The 13,881-nt window shown below is 57.2% G+C and carries 16 protein-coding genes; 6 read left to right on the forward strand and 10 right to left on the reverse strand.

What is annotated here, in order from left to right; genetic code table 11:
* Positions 1-39: 39 nt before the first annotated feature.
* Positions 40-1,728, reverse strand: coding sequence for an ABC transporter ATP-binding protein (locus ZBT109_RS03810; protein WP_169734034.1), 1,689 nt, complete (start codon positions 1,726-1,728; stop codon positions 40-42).
* Between the two features lie 226 nt (positions 1,729-1,954).
* Between ZBT109_RS03810 and ZBT109_RS03815 the strand changes: the two genes are divergently transcribed.
* Positions 1,955-2,929, forward strand: coding sequence for a helix-turn-helix transcriptional regulator (locus ZBT109_RS03815; RefSeq protein ID WP_027706242.1), 975 nt, complete (start codon positions 1,955-1,957; stop codon positions 2,927-2,929).
* 102 nt (positions 2,930-3,031) lie between these two features.
* Here the strand turns inward: ZBT109_RS03815 and ZBT109_RS03820 are convergent, their stop codons facing one another.
* The 4 genes from ZBT109_RS03820 to ZBT109_RS03835 all read right to left on the reverse strand — a co-directional run bounded on the left by ZBT109_RS03820 (position 3,032) and on the right by ZBT109_RS03835 (position 6,679).
* Positions 3,032-3,862 (reverse strand): MetQ/NlpA family ABC transporter substrate-binding protein, encoded by an 831-nt coding sequence (locus tag ZBT109_RS03820; RefSeq protein WP_027706243.1) that lies wholly within the window; start codon positions 3,860-3,862, stop codon positions 3,032-3,034.
* Between the two features lie 116 nt (positions 3,863-3,978).
* A complete protein-coding gene (locus ZBT109_RS03825; RefSeq protein WP_120185327.1) occupies positions 3,979-4,812 on the reverse strand; it encodes a MetQ/NlpA family ABC transporter substrate-binding protein in 834 nt (277 codons plus the stop codon).
* 146 nt (positions 4,813-4,958) lie between these two features.
* On the reverse strand, positions 4,959-5,657 hold the full coding sequence (locus ZBT109_RS03830; RefSeq protein ID WP_051524222.1) for a methionine ABC transporter permease: 699 nt from the start codon (positions 5,655-5,657) through the stop codon (positions 4,959-4,961).
* On the reverse strand, positions 5,654-6,679 hold the full coding sequence (locus ZBT109_RS03835) for a methionine ABC transporter ATP-binding protein (RefSeq protein ID WP_027706246.1): 1,026 nt from the start codon (positions 6,677-6,679) through the stop codon (positions 5,654-5,656). The genes ZBT109_RS03830 and ZBT109_RS03835 overlap by 4 nt, the downstream gene beginning before the upstream one ends.
* Before the next feature lie 262 nt (positions 6,680-6,941).
* Here ZBT109_RS03835 and ZBT109_RS03840 point away from each other — a divergent pair, with 262 nt between their 5' ends.
* Positions 6,942-7,235 (forward strand): hypothetical protein, encoded by a 294-nt coding sequence (locus tag ZBT109_RS03840; RefSeq protein WP_145984475.1) that lies wholly within the window; start codon positions 6,942-6,944, stop codon positions 7,233-7,235.
* A gap of 24 nt (positions 7,236-7,259) precedes the next feature.
* On the opposite strand, the gene ZBT109_RS03845 is transcribed toward ZBT109_RS03840, so the two are convergent.
* Positions 7,260-8,216 (reverse strand): DUF979 domain-containing protein, encoded by a 957-nt coding sequence (locus ZBT109_RS03845; protein ID WP_027706248.1) that lies wholly within the window; start codon positions 8,214-8,216, stop codon positions 7,260-7,262.
* Positions 8,213-8,905: a DUF969 domain-containing protein gene (locus tag ZBT109_RS03850; protein WP_027706249.1), complete on the reverse strand. Its 693-nt coding sequence runs from the start codon at positions 8,903-8,905 to the stop codon at positions 8,213-8,215. Before ZBT109_RS03850 ends, ZBT109_RS03845 begins: the two co-directional genes overlap by 4 nt.
* A gap of 320 nt (positions 8,906-9,225) precedes the next feature.
* Here ZBT109_RS03850 and ZBT109_RS03855 point away from each other — a divergent pair, with 320 nt between their 5' ends.
* The gene (locus ZBT109_RS03855; protein WP_027706250.1) at positions 9,226-9,720 is read left to right on the forward strand and encodes a hypothetical protein; all 495 of its coding nucleotides are present in this window, start codon (positions 9,226-9,228) and stop codon (positions 9,718-9,720) included.
* A gap of 70 nt (positions 9,721-9,790) precedes the next feature.
* On the opposite strand, the gene ZBT109_RS03860 is transcribed toward ZBT109_RS03855, so the two are convergent.
* Complete coding sequence (locus ZBT109_RS03860) at positions 9,791-10,210, reverse strand: hypothetical protein (RefSeq protein WP_145984476.1); 420 nt, start codon at positions 10,208-10,210, stop codon at positions 9,791-9,793.
* Positions 10,211-10,365: 155 nt separating this feature from the next.
* Between ZBT109_RS03860 and ZBT109_RS03865 the strand changes: the two genes are divergently transcribed.
* Positions 10,366-10,593 (forward strand): hypothetical protein, encoded by a 228-nt coding sequence (locus ZBT109_RS03865; protein WP_027706252.1) that lies wholly within the window; start codon positions 10,366-10,368, stop codon positions 10,591-10,593.
* Positions 10,594-10,643: 50 nt separating this feature from the next.
* Positions 10,644-11,126, forward strand: coding sequence for a serine protease inhibitor ecotin (eco, locus tag ZBT109_RS03870; protein ID WP_027706253.1), 483 nt, complete (start codon positions 10,644-10,646; stop codon positions 11,124-11,126).
* Positions 11,127-11,263: 137 nt separating this feature from the next.
* Here eco and ZBT109_RS03875 read toward each other — a convergent pair whose 3' ends face one another.
* Positions 11,264-12,274, reverse strand: a complete 1,011-nt coding sequence (locus tag ZBT109_RS03875) for an AI-2E family transporter (RefSeq protein ID WP_027706254.1) — start codon at positions 12,272-12,274, stop codon at positions 11,264-11,266.
* Between the two features lie 439 nt (positions 12,275-12,713).
* Here ZBT109_RS03875 and ZBT109_RS03880 point away from each other — a divergent pair, with 439 nt between their 5' ends.
* A complete protein-coding gene (locus ZBT109_RS03880; RefSeq protein WP_027706255.1) occupies positions 12,714-13,376 on the forward strand; it encodes a bifunctional 4-hydroxy-2-oxoglutarate aldolase/2-dehydro-3-deoxy-phosphogluconate aldolase in 663 nt (220 codons plus the stop codon).
* Between the two features lie 154 nt (positions 13,377-13,530).
* Here ZBT109_RS03880 and ZBT109_RS03885 read toward each other — a convergent pair whose 3' ends face one another.
* Entirely contained in the window at positions 13,531-13,848 is a 318-nt protein-coding gene (locus ZBT109_RS03885) for an NIPSNAP family protein (RefSeq protein ID WP_232012862.1), read from the reverse strand.
* Positions 13,849-13,881 lie beyond the last annotated feature (33 nt).

The raw sequence follows: 13,881 nt of genomic DNA on the forward strand, positions 1-13,881 counted from the left end.
GGGCGGATCAGCAATCCGTCTCGTCCATCTCCGCGTGAGTCATGACTGAGAACCGCGGACACTGTTGGCGGTCGCCCACAGTGTCGCATAGTCGGGTACGGTCGCGAGCAGAACGGCATGCGTTCCCTGTGCGACGATCCGTCCTTCTGTGAAGAACAGAACATGATCGGCTTGGGCCGCGATTGTGGGTTTGTGGGTAATAAAGAGGATCGTCCTGCTGTGCCGCGCGGTACGCAGCGATGCCATCAGCGCGGCTTCGCTGGTGCTGTCCAGAAAGGCGGTGGCTTCATCGAGCACCATCAGCGGGCGTTGTTGGAGAAGGGCACGGGCTACGGCAAGTCGCTGACGCTGACCGCCCGACAGCGAGGAGCCTTTTTCGCTTACTACGGTGTCATAGCCGTTGGGTAGCTTTTCAATGAACTCGTGGGCGCAGGCCAGGCGAGCGGCCGCGATAATGTCGTCTCGCGTTGCATTGGGTACACCCACGCTGATGTTGGCTGCCACAGTATCGGCGAACAGAAAGGTATCCTGCGCAACGTAGGCGATCTGCTGCATTAGGGTATCGGTGGTCATGGCGCGAACGTCGATGCCGCCGAGCGTAATGCTCCCTTCTGTGGTGTCTGCGAAACGGCAGAGTAGCCGCATAGCCGTGCTCTTGCCCGCCCCGGAAGTGCCTACCAGTGCTGTCATTGAGTCGGCTGGGGCATAGAAATCAATGTCGGTTAGTGCCGTGTCTCCGGACGTGCCCGGGTAACGGTAGCTGACATGTTGGAACCTCACGCTGGCATCGGCAGGAAACCGCGGCTGCACGGGCTGCGGCTGCTCTTGCTGTGCCAGCAGGCGCTGGATACGCAGCGCGCATAGACGTGTGTGTTTCACCAGTTGCTGAAGGGCGATCATCGGCATCACCGCCTCGGCCATCCCGCTGCCGATCAGTAGCACGGTCACCCATGCAAAAGGGCGCAGGGTTCCCTGTGCGGCCAGACCATGGCCCAGCCAGACCAGCACCAGCAGGGTCGGCAGGGGGCCGATCAGTGCAAACGACAGCCGAGCAGAGCAGGAGGCTTCTCGGTACCAACGGGTCAGCACGTCTCGCCACGCCTTTAGCGCACGCTGATAGCTGACGAAGCTGGACGAGCCGCCGTCGAACATGCGCACGACGGGCATGGCCTGCATGAATTCGATAATCGCAGCACTGACGCGTTCGCGTGCTTGGCCGTACTGATGGCCCATATCGCCGTGGCATCTCGCCCAGTACATAACGCTCCCGCCCAGCAGCAACACGCTCAGCATGCCGCAGGCCAATCGCCAGTCACAGTAGGCCGCTACCAGAAACGTGGCTATCGGCATAACGATCGCTCGCGCATACAGCGGCGTGCTGTCGGCGACGAAGGCATGCAGGGATCTCACGTCCTCTTGCATGACATTAGAGAGCGTGCCCGTACCGAGGGCACGTACATCTGAGAGCGATAGCCTCATAAGTTTTTGGGCGAGCGAAGTGCGTAGCCCCGCTTCCAACTGGAAGGCGGCATCATGGGAAACGGTGAAGGCGGTCAGTCGCAGCAGATAGGTTGCCACGGTCGCTGCTAGGCAGCAGCAGAAGGGGAATATTGGAAACCACTGCGGGGATATCGCGAGTGAATGAACGATCCAAGCCAAACAGATCAGCGCTCCCAAAGACGCCAGAGCCGCCACGCCGGAAATTGTCATCGCTGTGACAATGGGCACATGTACGGGCGCCATTATATGCCATAGCGAACGCGACTTTATATCATTGCGCTTATATTGTGCCCTGAGTTTGGGGTGTAGTAGCATGAACTCTCTCCCAGCGAACAGAGGGCGGTGTCGGATATAACCGCGACAGAGTAATGCATGGTAAGAATCCATCTACCCCAAAGGGTATTTTAAATATCCGTATCGGTGCTGAACCCTGTTATGCGGAGCGACAGCCGTTATGAGGGAGCGTCACCTCACCGATGACATTGCCATCAGTCGCCTGCTGGACGGGCAGCCCGTCCCCCAGCTAGATCACGATGCCCAGTACATGCTGCGCCGCTACCCCGTTCAGGAAGGGATGGAGCTGATCTTATGGCGCACCCATCTGTCCTCCCCGCGCGAATTCTATCTCTATGACGACTCCGGACGTATCAACTTCAGCTGCATTCTCAATGGGAAATCTCGCATCATTCCTGATATGCGACGTAGCAATAATGAATGTGTATTAGAAACCGGCACGTTTTATATAAGTCATACTTCGGGCTGTCGTGGTAAAGCCTTTTACGAGGGCATTTTTGAAAGTATCACCTTATCCATCGACCCTGTTGTATTGAAACAATGTGTTCCTAATGTAAACGATATTCTTCAGCAATGTGAAATATCATACGGCTATTGTCAGCGTAATAATCACAGCGCTGAAATACACGGTGCTGCACAGATGCTGTGGAATGCCTTGATCAATGCCGACGAGCGTGGTGGCGATGCATTGGCCACGATGTGGCAGAAAGGGCAAAGTCTGGTGATGCTGAGCCTGATGCTCGAAAAGCATATGGAGATCGATCGCTGTGTCGATTGCCCGCTGCGGCAGCCTGACCGCCAGAAGCTGATGAAGGCCAAGGCACTGTTGCTGTCTGATCTAACCAAAGCCCCTACGATCACCGATCTGGCGCGCGAAACCGGGCTGAGTGTTTTGAAGGTGAAGAAAGGGTTCCGCTCAATGTTTAATAACAGTGTCTATGGGCTGTTCCAAGCGGAGCGGATGCAAGAAGCGCGGCGTCGGCTACTGTGCGATAACGTCTCTGTCATGACGGTGGCTTCCGATCTCGGCTATGCCAATGCCAGCCACTTCTCGGCCGCCTTCCACAAGCAGTTTGGCGTGCTGCCATCGGTCTTCAAGCGCTCCATCCACGTCGACGGCATGACCCGGCTCTGAACCTTATGCCATAACGGCTACGCCTTTATCGTGATATGAAGAAAGCCCGTATGCACAAGCATACGGGCTTTCTTTGTCAGCACAGCATACGCACCGGTTGAATCAGTTGTTGACCGGGATCACTGCGCCTTTGTACTTGTCGCGGATGAACTGCTGGATTTCCGGAGAACGCAGCACTTTGACCAGCGCTTCGATCTTCGGATCGTGTTCATGGCCGCGGTGAACGGTAATGATATTCACGTAGGGGTTGTTGTCCGGGCTTTCGATGGCAATCGGATCGTGGACCGGATCAAGGCCCGCACCCAGTGCGAAGTTGGCATTGATGACAACAGCATCGCCTTCATCGTTGCGGTACATGGTCGGCAGCATGGAGGCTTCGATGTTCGGGCGGAAGTCGAGGTGTTTCGGGTTGTCGATGATGTCGGCAACACGAGTAGACACGACCGGAATGCCCGGTTTCAGCTTGATCAGACCGGCCTGTTGGAAGATAGCCAGCGTACGGCCTTCATCCGATACTGTGTTACGCATCAGAATTTTGGCGCCTTCCGGCAGATCGTTCAGGCTTTTGTATTTTTTGGAGTAGATGCCGATCGGTTCGAGGTGAATGGCCCCTGCATTGACGAAATCGTACTTCGGATCGCCTTTGTGCTCTGCGATGACCGTATCCATGTAGGGCAGGTGCTGCGAATAGTTGGCATCGACGTCATCATTGGCCAGTGCGGTGTTCGGAATCACGTAATCCTGCACCACCTTGATGTCGAGGTCATAGCCTTCGGCTTTCAGCAGCGGTTTGGCCTGTTCGAGGATCTCAGCGTGCGGTACCGGCGTCGCTGCGAGGGTCAGCGTATGCGGGTCATCTTTCTTGCCGCCGCAAGCCGTCAGGGCAAGAGCAGCGGTCAATGCGGCCGCAGTGGCGATCAATGTCTTTTTCATCAATGTTCTCCTGAGAAACGTGTCCTGAGCGCAGAGGGCAGTGCGCAGTATTGAGCAGATCATATAACGATTAGCCGTGAGGACAAGCGACTAATGGTTATAACGTTATCATTACCTTAGTCATTGACCGGGATTATTGCGCCTTTGTATTTGTCGATCACGAACTGTTGCACCTTCGGGTCGCGTAGTGCACCCAGCAGCGCTTCAACCTTCGGATCGTGTTCGTGGCCGCGGCGCACCGCTACGATATTGATATAAGGGTTATTGTTGGACGCCTCGACGGCGATTGGATCGTGGACCGGATCAAGGCCCGCCCCCAGCGCGAAATTGGCGTTGATGACGATGGCATCGCCTTCATCGTTGCGGTACATCGCGGGCAGCATGGAGGCTTCGATGTTGGGGCGGAAGTCGAGGTGTTTTGGATTGTCGATGATGTCGGCCACACTAGCAGACACAATCGGTACGTTCGGGTTGAGCTTAATCAGACCCTCACGCTGGAAGATGGCCAGCACACGACCTTCATCGGCCACCGCATTGCGCATCAGCACCTTGGCACCGTCAGGCAGGTCCTGCAGGCGCTTATAGTGTTTGGAGTAGATGCCGATAGGGGCCAGCAGATAGCCGCCGGCTTTGACGAAATCGTACTTGGGATCACCCTTGTGCTCGACGTGGATGACCGTGTTCATGTAAGGCTCGTGCTGGAAGAAGTTGGCATCGACGTCGTCGTTGGCCAGCGCGGTGTTCGGCACGATGTAATCGTTGACCACCTTGATATCCAGCTCATAGCCCTGAGCCTTCAGGATCGGGCGCGTCTGTTCGAGCACTTCGCCATGCGGTACGGGGTTGGCCGCGACGGTGATCGTATGGTCGGCATCTCGTCCGCCGCCGCAGGCCGACAGCAGCAGTGCAGTCGCCAGAGCGGCCGCGGTGGTCATCCAGTGTGTCTTCATAACGAAATCCTTTTCGTGTACCAGCCGGGCGGGAACCGTTTGTCAGGCAGCGCCAGCAGGGTGGCTGACGCTGTCTGGCATAACAGCAGGAAGGGAAGGGCGATGCCACTATAGGCGGCTATCGGTGCAGCTCGGGGGGAGTCGCCTTAGCGTTTGTCCAGACGACGGGTGACCCTGTCGCTCACGAACTGCACGATGATAACCAGTGCCAGCAGGATCAGGGTTGTGCAGACCGTGACGTCCGTCATACCGCGCTGGTGACCGAAGTTGTAAGCCAGATCACCTAGGCCGCCGCCGCCGACGAAGCCGGCCATGGCGGTGTAACCGATCATCAGGATGGTGGTGACGGCGATGCCGGACACCAGTGCCGGGGATGACTCGGGTAGCAGGATCTTGAAGATGATGTGGCGCAGGTTGCAGCCCATGGCCTGAGCGGCTTCCAGCACACCGTGGTCAACTTCCTTGAGCGCGATCTCGACCAAGCGGGCATAGAACGGCGCCGCACCGATGATGAGTGTCGGCAGGATCGCTGTCGGGCCGAGCGTCGTGTGCACCAAGAATTTGGTGAACGGAATCAGCAGTACCAGCAGGATGATGAACGGAATGGCACGCAGTGTGTTCACGGCGAGCGCCAGCGGACGATAGATCCACGGGCGATCCAGCGCCTGTCCCGGCGAGGTCAGAAACAGGAAAACACCTATGGTCAGGCCGAGCAGGCACACGATCAGTGCTGAAACGAATGCCATGTAGAGCGTCTGCAGGGTCGCAGTCTGTAGCATGTCCCACGTGACATTGGGCAGCAGCCCGAAGAAGTGGCTGCTGTCGGAAAGGCTTGCAAGGCTCATGAGGAAATGACCTCCATGTCGACATCCTGACTTTCGATGAAGGTGCGCATTTCGAGAATCTGTTCCGGTGAACCCTGTACGTGCAGGAACAGCAAACCGAAGGCGCCTTCCGAGGTGTAGTTGATCGAACCGTGAAGAATACTGATCGGCAGCTGGTAGCGCTGGATCAATGTCGCAATCAGCGGCTGCTCGGACTGGTTGCCAATGAACGTCAGCTTGATAATGACGCCCGGCAGGTTTGCCTTGCGAAGATGGGCAATGACCTGATCGGCGGTGTCTTCGGCCCCCGTCAACTGGCGGATGAAGCTACGCGTGATCTCTTGCTTCGGATGCGCGAAGACTTCCAGCACTGGCCCGCTTTCGACAATGCGGCCCGCTTCCATCACAGCCACGCGGTGACAGATCTGACGCACAACGTTCATTTCATGCGTGATCAGCACAATGGTCAGGCCGAGGCGACGGTTGATGTCCGACAGCAGCTCCAGAATGGAGTTGGTGGTCTTGGGGTCAAGCGCAGACGTCGCCTCGTCGCACAGCAGTACGTCAGGGTTGTTGGCCAGCGCCCGGGCAATACCGACGCGCTGCTTCTGGCCGCCACTCAGCTGGGACGGATAGGCCTGCTCGCGCCCGTTCAGCCCAACAAGTTCGATCAGTTCCTGTACGCGCTGCTGGCGTTCGGAGGCTGGTACACCTGCCACTTCGAGCGGCAGCGAAATGTTCTCTTCGACCGTACGTGACCACAGCAGGTTGAAGTGCTGAAAGACCATGCTGATCTTCCGGCGTGCGGTGCGCATCTGAGCGGTCGTCAGCTTAGGCAGCTCATGACCGGCCACCTCTAGGTAGCCTTCGCTGGGCAGTTCCAGCCCATTGAGCAGACGAATCAGGGTACTCTTGCCCGCACCGCTGTATCCTATGATGCCGAATATCTGTCCCGCTTCTATGTGCAGCGTGACATCATCGACGGCCGTCACGATGCCGTGGCGTGTCTCAAAGCGCTTGGACACGTTCCTTAGCGTAATCATCGTTATTGAACACCTTTACTTTGCCATGCGTTCGCCATGCCACTGTCGAACACGTCTCAGCGGGTGACCTTGGCCTGTTCGCAGAATGAAAGTATAAGAGTACATGGTCTGTCGCTTATAATAAATGAATAAGAACCGGTTGGGTTATTCAATATATACATATTCAGATAAGCAGAGCATTTAACACAGAGTGCTAAAAGTGGGATCACGTCATATCATTGTGACAGAGGTCGATTCCATGATCTGCAAGGAGATGACGTCCGTGAACAGTGACTGTCAGCGGGTACCGGATGACCGGTTCCTGCGCATACTGCTGAGCTGCAGTACCGGTGATCGAGCCGAAATCGAATACAACAATGGCTACTACGTCGGTCAGATCGTACGCGTTGACGCCCACCACATCGTGATTGCCCCTGTGGGCAAGCGGCCCGCGTGTCTCAGTGCGGCCATGACGCCCGAAAACGTCTACGGGGCCGAACTGCCCGTCAGCGCCGTTATCGGCGTTGAGAACCGCGGCCAGCGCTATGGTCGCATCGCCCGTACCGCCGCGCTGTAACCCTACAGCGCGGCATCCTCACCTTTAGCGATACACCAGCAGCATCATCAGCCCCAGATTAACCCCCAGCATAATCAGCGCCGTTGGCCATTGCAGCCGGATGACCGCATGGCGTGACGAAAGCTGGAGCAGCGTGGCCGGTAGCGTGTTGAAATTGGCCGCCATCGGCGACATCAGCCCGCCACAGAATCCACACAGCATGCCCAGCGAGGCCATGACCGTTGGGTCACCGCCTGACTGGATCACAATGAACGGCAGCCCGACCCCAACGGTCATGATGGGAAACGCTGCCAGCGCATTGCCCATGATAAACGCCAGCAGGGCCATGCCCAATCCATAGGTCAGTACGGCCACCTCAGGGTGGGCCAGTGGCAGCATCTGCTGAACCAACTGAGCGATAGGCGCGCCCACACCGGCTTTGGCGAAGATAGCCCCCAACGCGGCCAGCATCTGCGGCAGTATGAGCGTCCAGCCGATGGTGTCGTACAGCTGTGTGCCTTCGCGCATTACTTGGGCGGGGCGTACACGTAATACGTACAGGCTCACGATAAACGCCACCCCAATGCCCAACGCCAGTGCCGCCAGGGTGGCATGGTGCGGGTCGATCAGCGGGTAGCCTTTGGCAGCGCTTATCTTGAAGAGGGCTGTGCCCGCCAGCGTGATGGGCGGCACGACCAGCATTGGTAGAAAAAGGCGTCCTTTTAACTGCGCGGCGCGCGCATCACGGCGGGTGCGATCGACCTTGGGCCGCTGGCTGCGGCCGATGCCTCCGCGCGTTGCCACCAGTGCAACCATGATGATGACCAGTACGCCGCATGCGAAGGGTGGCAGTTGGCTTCCCGCCAAAAATAGCACGGCATTGATCGACCAAAATGCGGTGGCCTTGAGTCGCTGGGTATGGTGATGATCAAGCGCTGTGAATGCGCTGACACAGGCCAGTACGACGCCCATCAGCAGATAGAGCAGATCAAGTGTGCTCATGAGGCCTCCCGGTGCTGAGGGGCATGGTGGCTGGCACGGCGAAGTTGGCCCTCGAAATGCCTGAGGCGCGCACTGTGCAGCATGAAGACGATCACGGCGCTGGGAATGGCCCATACCGCAAGCTGAAGTGGATCATAGGCGTAGCCCTGTGCGGCAAGGAACCCCTGCATCAGCAACAAAGGCCCTACGGCCACAAAGGTGTCTTCACCAAAAAATAGGCCGATATTATCGACGGCCGCTGCGTGAGCGCGAATCTGCTCGCGCCAGTGTCCTGGAACGATGCCATAGCGGTGGTGGGCCGCGCTTTCCGCCATGGGAGCTATCAATGGACGTACCATCTGGGGGTGTCCACCTAGCGCCATCAGCCCCAGCGATGACATCACCTGCCGCAGGGCCAGATAGCCGATCAGCAGCCGTGAGGTCGAGAGCGCGTGTGCCTTACGCATGACATGCTGAGCGCGTTCGCGCAGTCCATAGGCTTCCAGAATCGCGATCACGGGCACGACTAGAAAAACCAGTACCATGAAGCGCTGGTCGACGAACGCTGTGCCCACAAGCGAGATGACTTCTACCCATGACAGGCCCACGCTAATGCCGGTGGCGAGCGCAGCCGCAAGGGCAATCACTAGCGGGTTGAAACGTAGCGCGAAGCCAATGATGACGATGGCAATGCCTGACAGTGCCCACATCCGTGTGTCGTCCTTTTAATGATTGATGATAAGGGTTAATGATTGATGATAAGGGATAAAGAAGAGCGAGCGTGCGATGCTCGGTCAGCGCTGGCGAAGGGCTTTGTGCCGCCCGCGAACGGTAGTAAACGGTAGTACACGCGCGGCACATGTCGACGTTCAGTGCCTGTAAGGCAGCCTTCGACGTGGACGTGCCATAGCGGTTGTCTTTACCATAAGCGACTTTGTGGCCGTGCTCGCTGTCCAATGGAGGACAGGCGCGTTCAATCAATTCAATGTATCAAGTATGGTATTGGGTGAAGTGAAGGTAAGGAGTATTCATGCTGTTACGAGGCGTACGATGGATGATCGCACTGCTGGCCGTGGGTCTGATGGGCTGTCACCCCAGCGCCGAGGATGAAAAGGCGAAGCAGCAAGCGCATCAGCAGTACCAGGTGGTGTTCTACGACACGGCGAGCATGTCGCTGGTCTCAAGCATCGCCTTTCCCAAAAGTGTCGCCGAGCACGCGGATAAAACGATCGTGACCAGTGGTCAGATGGTGGCGCCCGAGCTGTTCGGAACCGACACTCCTGTCAACGTGCTGCTGCAGATACAGGGCAGTACTGCGCATACGCCGGGACAGCACCTGATGATTTCAGCCACGCCGTGCGAAAACGTAACGCGCTCGACGTCAGCTGATGGCAAGCGCGTGCTGCACTGCGAACACCCGTTGGACGACACGCGCCCCACAGAGATCACTATCCGTGACCACACCCTGCCGTTGCCGGTCGCGATGGCCTATGGCCTGACAGCGGCCATTTCCGATGGCGGCTGAGCCGATGTGTCGGCAAGGTCAGGCCGTTTAATTGACGGTGATGCGACCCTGCCGACAGCATCAAGCGACGTTAGTGCATGGGTTCTTCCATGATGTGCATAACGCCGTCTTGCTCGCCCGCTGACGGGCGGTCTTGATAGTTGTCCATATAGTGGTTGAGCGTTTCGGTTGCACGCGTCAGCTGAGCTAGACGCGGATCGGAACGGTGCAAGGTCTGACCCGCCACCTTAAGGCGGGCGGCCAAACTTTCGCTCTGATCGACCGCACGCTGATAGCGCTGTTCGAACGTGCGGCAGGCAGGCGTTGTCGCCGAAGAACGATGATTCTTGAGTGACGACATGCAGGCTTCACCGGCCTGATTCGCATCGTGCGTGATGGACAGCATATCGTGGTAATACGCGTCGACGGCAGGTTGAGAGGCAGGTGCCGCGACGGCTGCGAGGGGCAGACCGACGGCGCTCAGGGCCATCGCCAAGACAATCCTTTTCATGGACATTCTCCTGAACAGACGAGGACGAAGTGTAGCAGCTGACTGCTGCGAATGTTGAACGTTGCGATGTCATGAACCATATATATTGCTATACCTAGCTGGTGTAGCATGACGTTATATGCCGTTCGCCGCACAAAGACATCCAAGGAGTGGAAATGAGTACCCGAAGCGTCGTCACAACGTTCATTCTTTTCATCATAGGGATCATGCTGGGACGCTGTTCCGCACCTGCTCCTTATCTCGTCGATGGCGGTATCGATGTCAAGGCGATGAGCAATGATGCTCGACAGTGCCTTTACAGTAATCTGCCCAGCATTCATACCGACAGGGCATTCGATTTCGTCGCCGCGGACTGTCAGATCAACAGTGGGTATTCCCACTGAGGCCGTAATGGCACCGTAACTCATGCACCGACACGAAGAACCCTCATGATATGAAGATGTCCACTCTCGCGAACGCTGCTACCGTGCTGCTGATGCTAGGCCCGACGATGGCCAGTGCTGCGCCCAACGCCGCGTTGGCACCTTTTCCTCAGCCCGAGCCGGGTCAGGTCCGCCACGTCATTCAGTTGCCTGCGCGTGCAGAAGAACCGCGCTTTCAGGTTGAAATTCAGGTAGGCAAGACGCTGACCATCGACTGCAACCACTACGCGTTTGGCGGCGAGCTGGTTGAACGTCACGTGCCCGGCTGGGGCTACGATTACTTTGTGTATGGCAAAGAGCATCCGTTGGTCTCGACGGAAAAGGCGTGTCCGCCCGACAGCGAGCGCAGTGCATTCGTTCAGGCTGTCGATGCTAACCGCATGCTGCGCTACAACAGCCGGATGCCCATCGTGATCTACACGCCCGCCGATATCGAAGTGCGCTATATGCTGTGGCGTGCGGATGCCGACCCGATGCCTGCCGAGCGGCTGTAGGCCGACAACGGCGGCCCTATCGCGATAGTGCGGGTAGGCTGTGTATCTACAGGCAAATGAAAAGGCAGCCCTAGTGGGCTGCCTTTTTGTGTTCGCCTTTGCTGTAAGGAAGGCGAGGAGGGGCTGAAGGGGAAGGGTTAGACCAGCCCGTCGTTCTTCAGCTCGCTTTTGATATACGCATAGTAGATCGGGGCCGCGATCAGGCCACCCAGGCCGAAGGTGGCTTCAAAGACCAGCATGGCGACCAGCAGCTCCCATGAGCGGGCATTGATCTGGTTCCCCACGATGCGGGCGTTGAGGAAGTACTCCACCTTGTGAATGGCAACCAGATAGCCGAGCGTTGCCAGCGATACCCAGAACGACACCGACAGCGCCAGAATGCAGATCAGCGTATTGGAGATCAGGTTGCCAATGATCGGCAGTAGCCCGACCACAAAGGTGAAGATAATCAGCGTTTTGGCCAGCGGTAGGTGGATGCCGAAGATCGGCAGTATCACCAGCAGGAAGATGGTCGTCAGGGCGGTATTAACCAGCGAGATCTTCAGCTGAGCGAACACGATGTTGTGAAATGCTTGGCGTAGCAGGATCACACGCTGCAGCAGGGCGGACGTGAATGGCGTCATTGAGGTTGATGCGGGTGGCCGCTGTAGGGCCACGATAGCCCCGATGATCATCCCCAGCAGCATAGTGATGAAGATATGAATCGCCCCCTTGCCCACCAGCTGCAGGTCGTAGATATGCTCGTGCAGCAGCTCCTTGAGTGTCTGATGCACTTCTTCAGCGCTGCCTGGTAGCCGAGCGACGACGCTGGCAGGAAGCTGCTGGCGGGCTTGGTTGATGATGTCCATCGCATTGTTGAACAGCGTGCCTGGATTGCGTAGCTCATGCGAGACCGCACTGATCCCTAGAATAGCGAGAACAGCCAAAATGGCGACGATGCATGCCCCCAGCAGTGCCACGGCCAGCCAGCGTGCGCGTTCGCCTGGAATCAAGCGCTGTAGCGGCAGCGTCAGGGCATTCACCAGCTCGAACACCAGCAGCCCCGCCAGCAGACAGGTCAGCAGGTGCAGGGGAAACATCATAATCAGGCCCCCGGCAAAGAGGAGGCGGCTGGTAATGACCGCCTGACGTTTCGACATGACATGCATGAGCTAGGTTTCTCCACGAAGATGAGGGGGTGCCGCGATGTACCGAGCGCTCAGCGCCCCTACAGGTTGAGTGCGATTATACGGAATTCGTTTCTGAATGGGCGACAGCCTGCGTGACTTAGCCGCGATTCCGGCGATTTGGCGCTGCAGAGCAACCCCAAAACACGGTATACTGCCTGTCGGTACATTGCGTTGGCTGAATGTCTACTGAATCCTGCCGATAGGACACCTAGTCACCTTGCCAATGTGCGCTACCGTCGCAGGTGGGTGCACAAGTGAATGTGATATAAATGGTGCGGTATAAGATCAGTCGGCCAATCCAATAGACCAAGGGTTTCTGGCTCCTGCGCTGTGGGCGTATCATGGGGCCGGCATATGAATCCAGAGCGTGGGTGAAGGTTTGCCCGCCTCGTTCCTACCTCCTGTCAGGAGTCTTTCCATGTCCGAACTCAAACAGTTCCCGGCGGAATTCACCGCTTCCATCGACAAAATCTGCGCACGCGCAAAAGTGCTGCCGGTTATCGTCGTCAACCAGATCGAAGACGCTGTACCGCTGGCGAAAGCGCTGGTTGCAGGTGGTCTGCCGAACCTCGAAGTCACCCTGCGTACTGACTGTGCACTCGACGCTATCCGCGCGATGAAAGACGTTGAAGGCGCTACCGTTGGTGCTGGTACCGTTCTGACCGTCGAACAGTACAAACAGGCTGAAGAAGCTGGCGCTGAGTTCATCGTGACTCCGGGTGCTACTTCCGAGCTGTTCGAATACTCCGTCAACGCCAAAGCGCCGATGCTGCCGGGTGTTGCGACTATCTCTGAGCTGATGGAAGGTATGCGTTACGGCCTGCGTCGTTTCAAATTCTTCCCGGCTGAATCCAGCGGTGGTGCTTCTGCTGTCAAATCCTTCGGTGGTCCGATCCAGGGCGTTAAATTCTGCCCGACTGGCGGCATCACGCTGGAAAAAGCGCCGACTTACCTGAAACTGTCCAACATCATGTGCGTTGGCGGTTCTTGGGTTCTGCCGCAGAACCTGATCGACGCTAAAGACTGGGACGGCATCACCAAGCTGTGCCGCGAAACCGTTGAAGCACTGAAAGACTGCTAATCGCCGTCTGACGTGTCACAAGTTAGCCACGCTGCCTTGTGAACGGATTCAGTAGAAAGGGCCTCCTCGGAGGCCCTTTCGCGTTTTGATGCTCGTGCAGCGAGCACGTATTCGCCCGATACGTGCTGAAGCTGTTCTTTCTGGTCTTCGCTGATCATCGGAGAGGGGAGAAGCTGCTGGGTACCAGAATACGGCTCTCCTGCTTTTCCAGCATTGGCAGTGCTTCGGGAATGAAGGCCGTCAGCCACTCCTGATCCTGATAGAGCGCACGCCGTTTCTCGATCCTGTCATCAAGGCTTTCATAAGCCCAGATATGGATGATCTGATTGAGCTCTCCCGATTCGGCCTGCCAATAGCCGACCAACGTGGCGTACTTCGATAGGATGGGCAAGCCCACGTGTTCGAACAGTGATATATACTCATTCATCTTGCCGATCTTGACCGTATAAGTACGCATCTCGAAGTACATCATTCAGTCCTCTTATTTCTCATGATCATTAACGGG

The sequence above is a fragment of the Zymobacter palmae genome (genome assembly GCF_003610015.1).
In the GTDB taxonomy this organism is placed as follows: domain Bacteria; phylum Pseudomonadota; class Gammaproteobacteria; order Pseudomonadales; family Halomonadaceae; genus Zymobacter; species Zymobacter palmae.

Excerpts from the sequence above, each read along its gene's own strand:
- ZBT109_RS03815 (WP_027706242.1), top strand. The coding sequence starts at position 1,955 with ATGAGGGAGCGTCACCTCACCGATGACATTGCCATCAGTCGCCTGCTG.
- ZBT109_RS03820 (WP_027706243.1), bottom strand. The coding sequence starts at position 3,862 with ATGAAAAAGACATTGATCGCCACTGCGGCCGCATTGACCGCTGCTCTT.
- ZBT109_RS03825 (WP_120185327.1), bottom strand. The coding sequence starts at position 4,812 with ATGAAGACACACTGGATGACCACCGCGGCCGCTCTGGCGACTGCACTG.
- ZBT109_RS03830 (WP_051524222.1), bottom strand. The coding sequence starts at position 5,657 with ATGAGCCTTGCAAGCCTTTCCGACAGCAGCCACTTCTTCGGGCTGCTG.
- ZBT109_RS03835 (WP_027706246.1), bottom strand. The coding sequence starts at position 6,679 with ATGATTACGCTAAGGAACGTGTCCAAGCGCTTTGAGACACGCCACGGC.
- ZBT109_RS03845 (WP_027706248.1), bottom strand. The coding sequence starts at position 8,216 with ATGAGCACACTTGATCTGCTCTATCTGCTGATGGGCGTCGTACTGGCC.
- ZBT109_RS03850 (WP_027706249.1), bottom strand. The coding sequence starts at position 8,905 with ATGTGGGCACTGTCAGGCATTGCCATCGTCATCATTGGCTTCGCGCTA.
- ZBT109_RS03855 (WP_027706250.1), top strand. The coding sequence starts at position 9,226 with ATGCTGTTACGAGGCGTACGATGGATGATCGCACTGCTGGCCGTGGGT.
- ZBT109_RS03860 (WP_145984476.1), bottom strand. The coding sequence starts at position 10,210 with ATGAAAAGGATTGTCTTGGCGATGGCCCTGAGCGCCGTCGGTCTGCCC.
- ZBT109_RS03865 (WP_027706252.1), top strand. The coding sequence starts at position 10,366 with ATGAGTACCCGAAGCGTCGTCACAACGTTCATTCTTTTCATCATAGGG.
- eco (WP_027706253.1), top strand. The coding sequence starts at position 10,644 with ATGAAGATGTCCACTCTCGCGAACGCTGCTACCGTGCTGCTGATGCTA.
- ZBT109_RS03875 (WP_027706254.1), bottom strand. The coding sequence starts at position 12,274 with ATGCATGTCATGTCGAAACGTCAGGCGGTCATTACCAGCCGCCTCCTC.
- ZBT109_RS03880 (WP_027706255.1), top strand. The coding sequence starts at position 12,714 with ATGTCCGAACTCAAACAGTTCCCGGCGGAATTCACCGCTTCCATCGAC.
- ZBT109_RS03885 (WP_232012862.1), bottom strand. The coding sequence starts at position 13,848 with ATGATGTACTTCGAGATGCGTACTTATACGGTCAAGATCGGCAAGATG.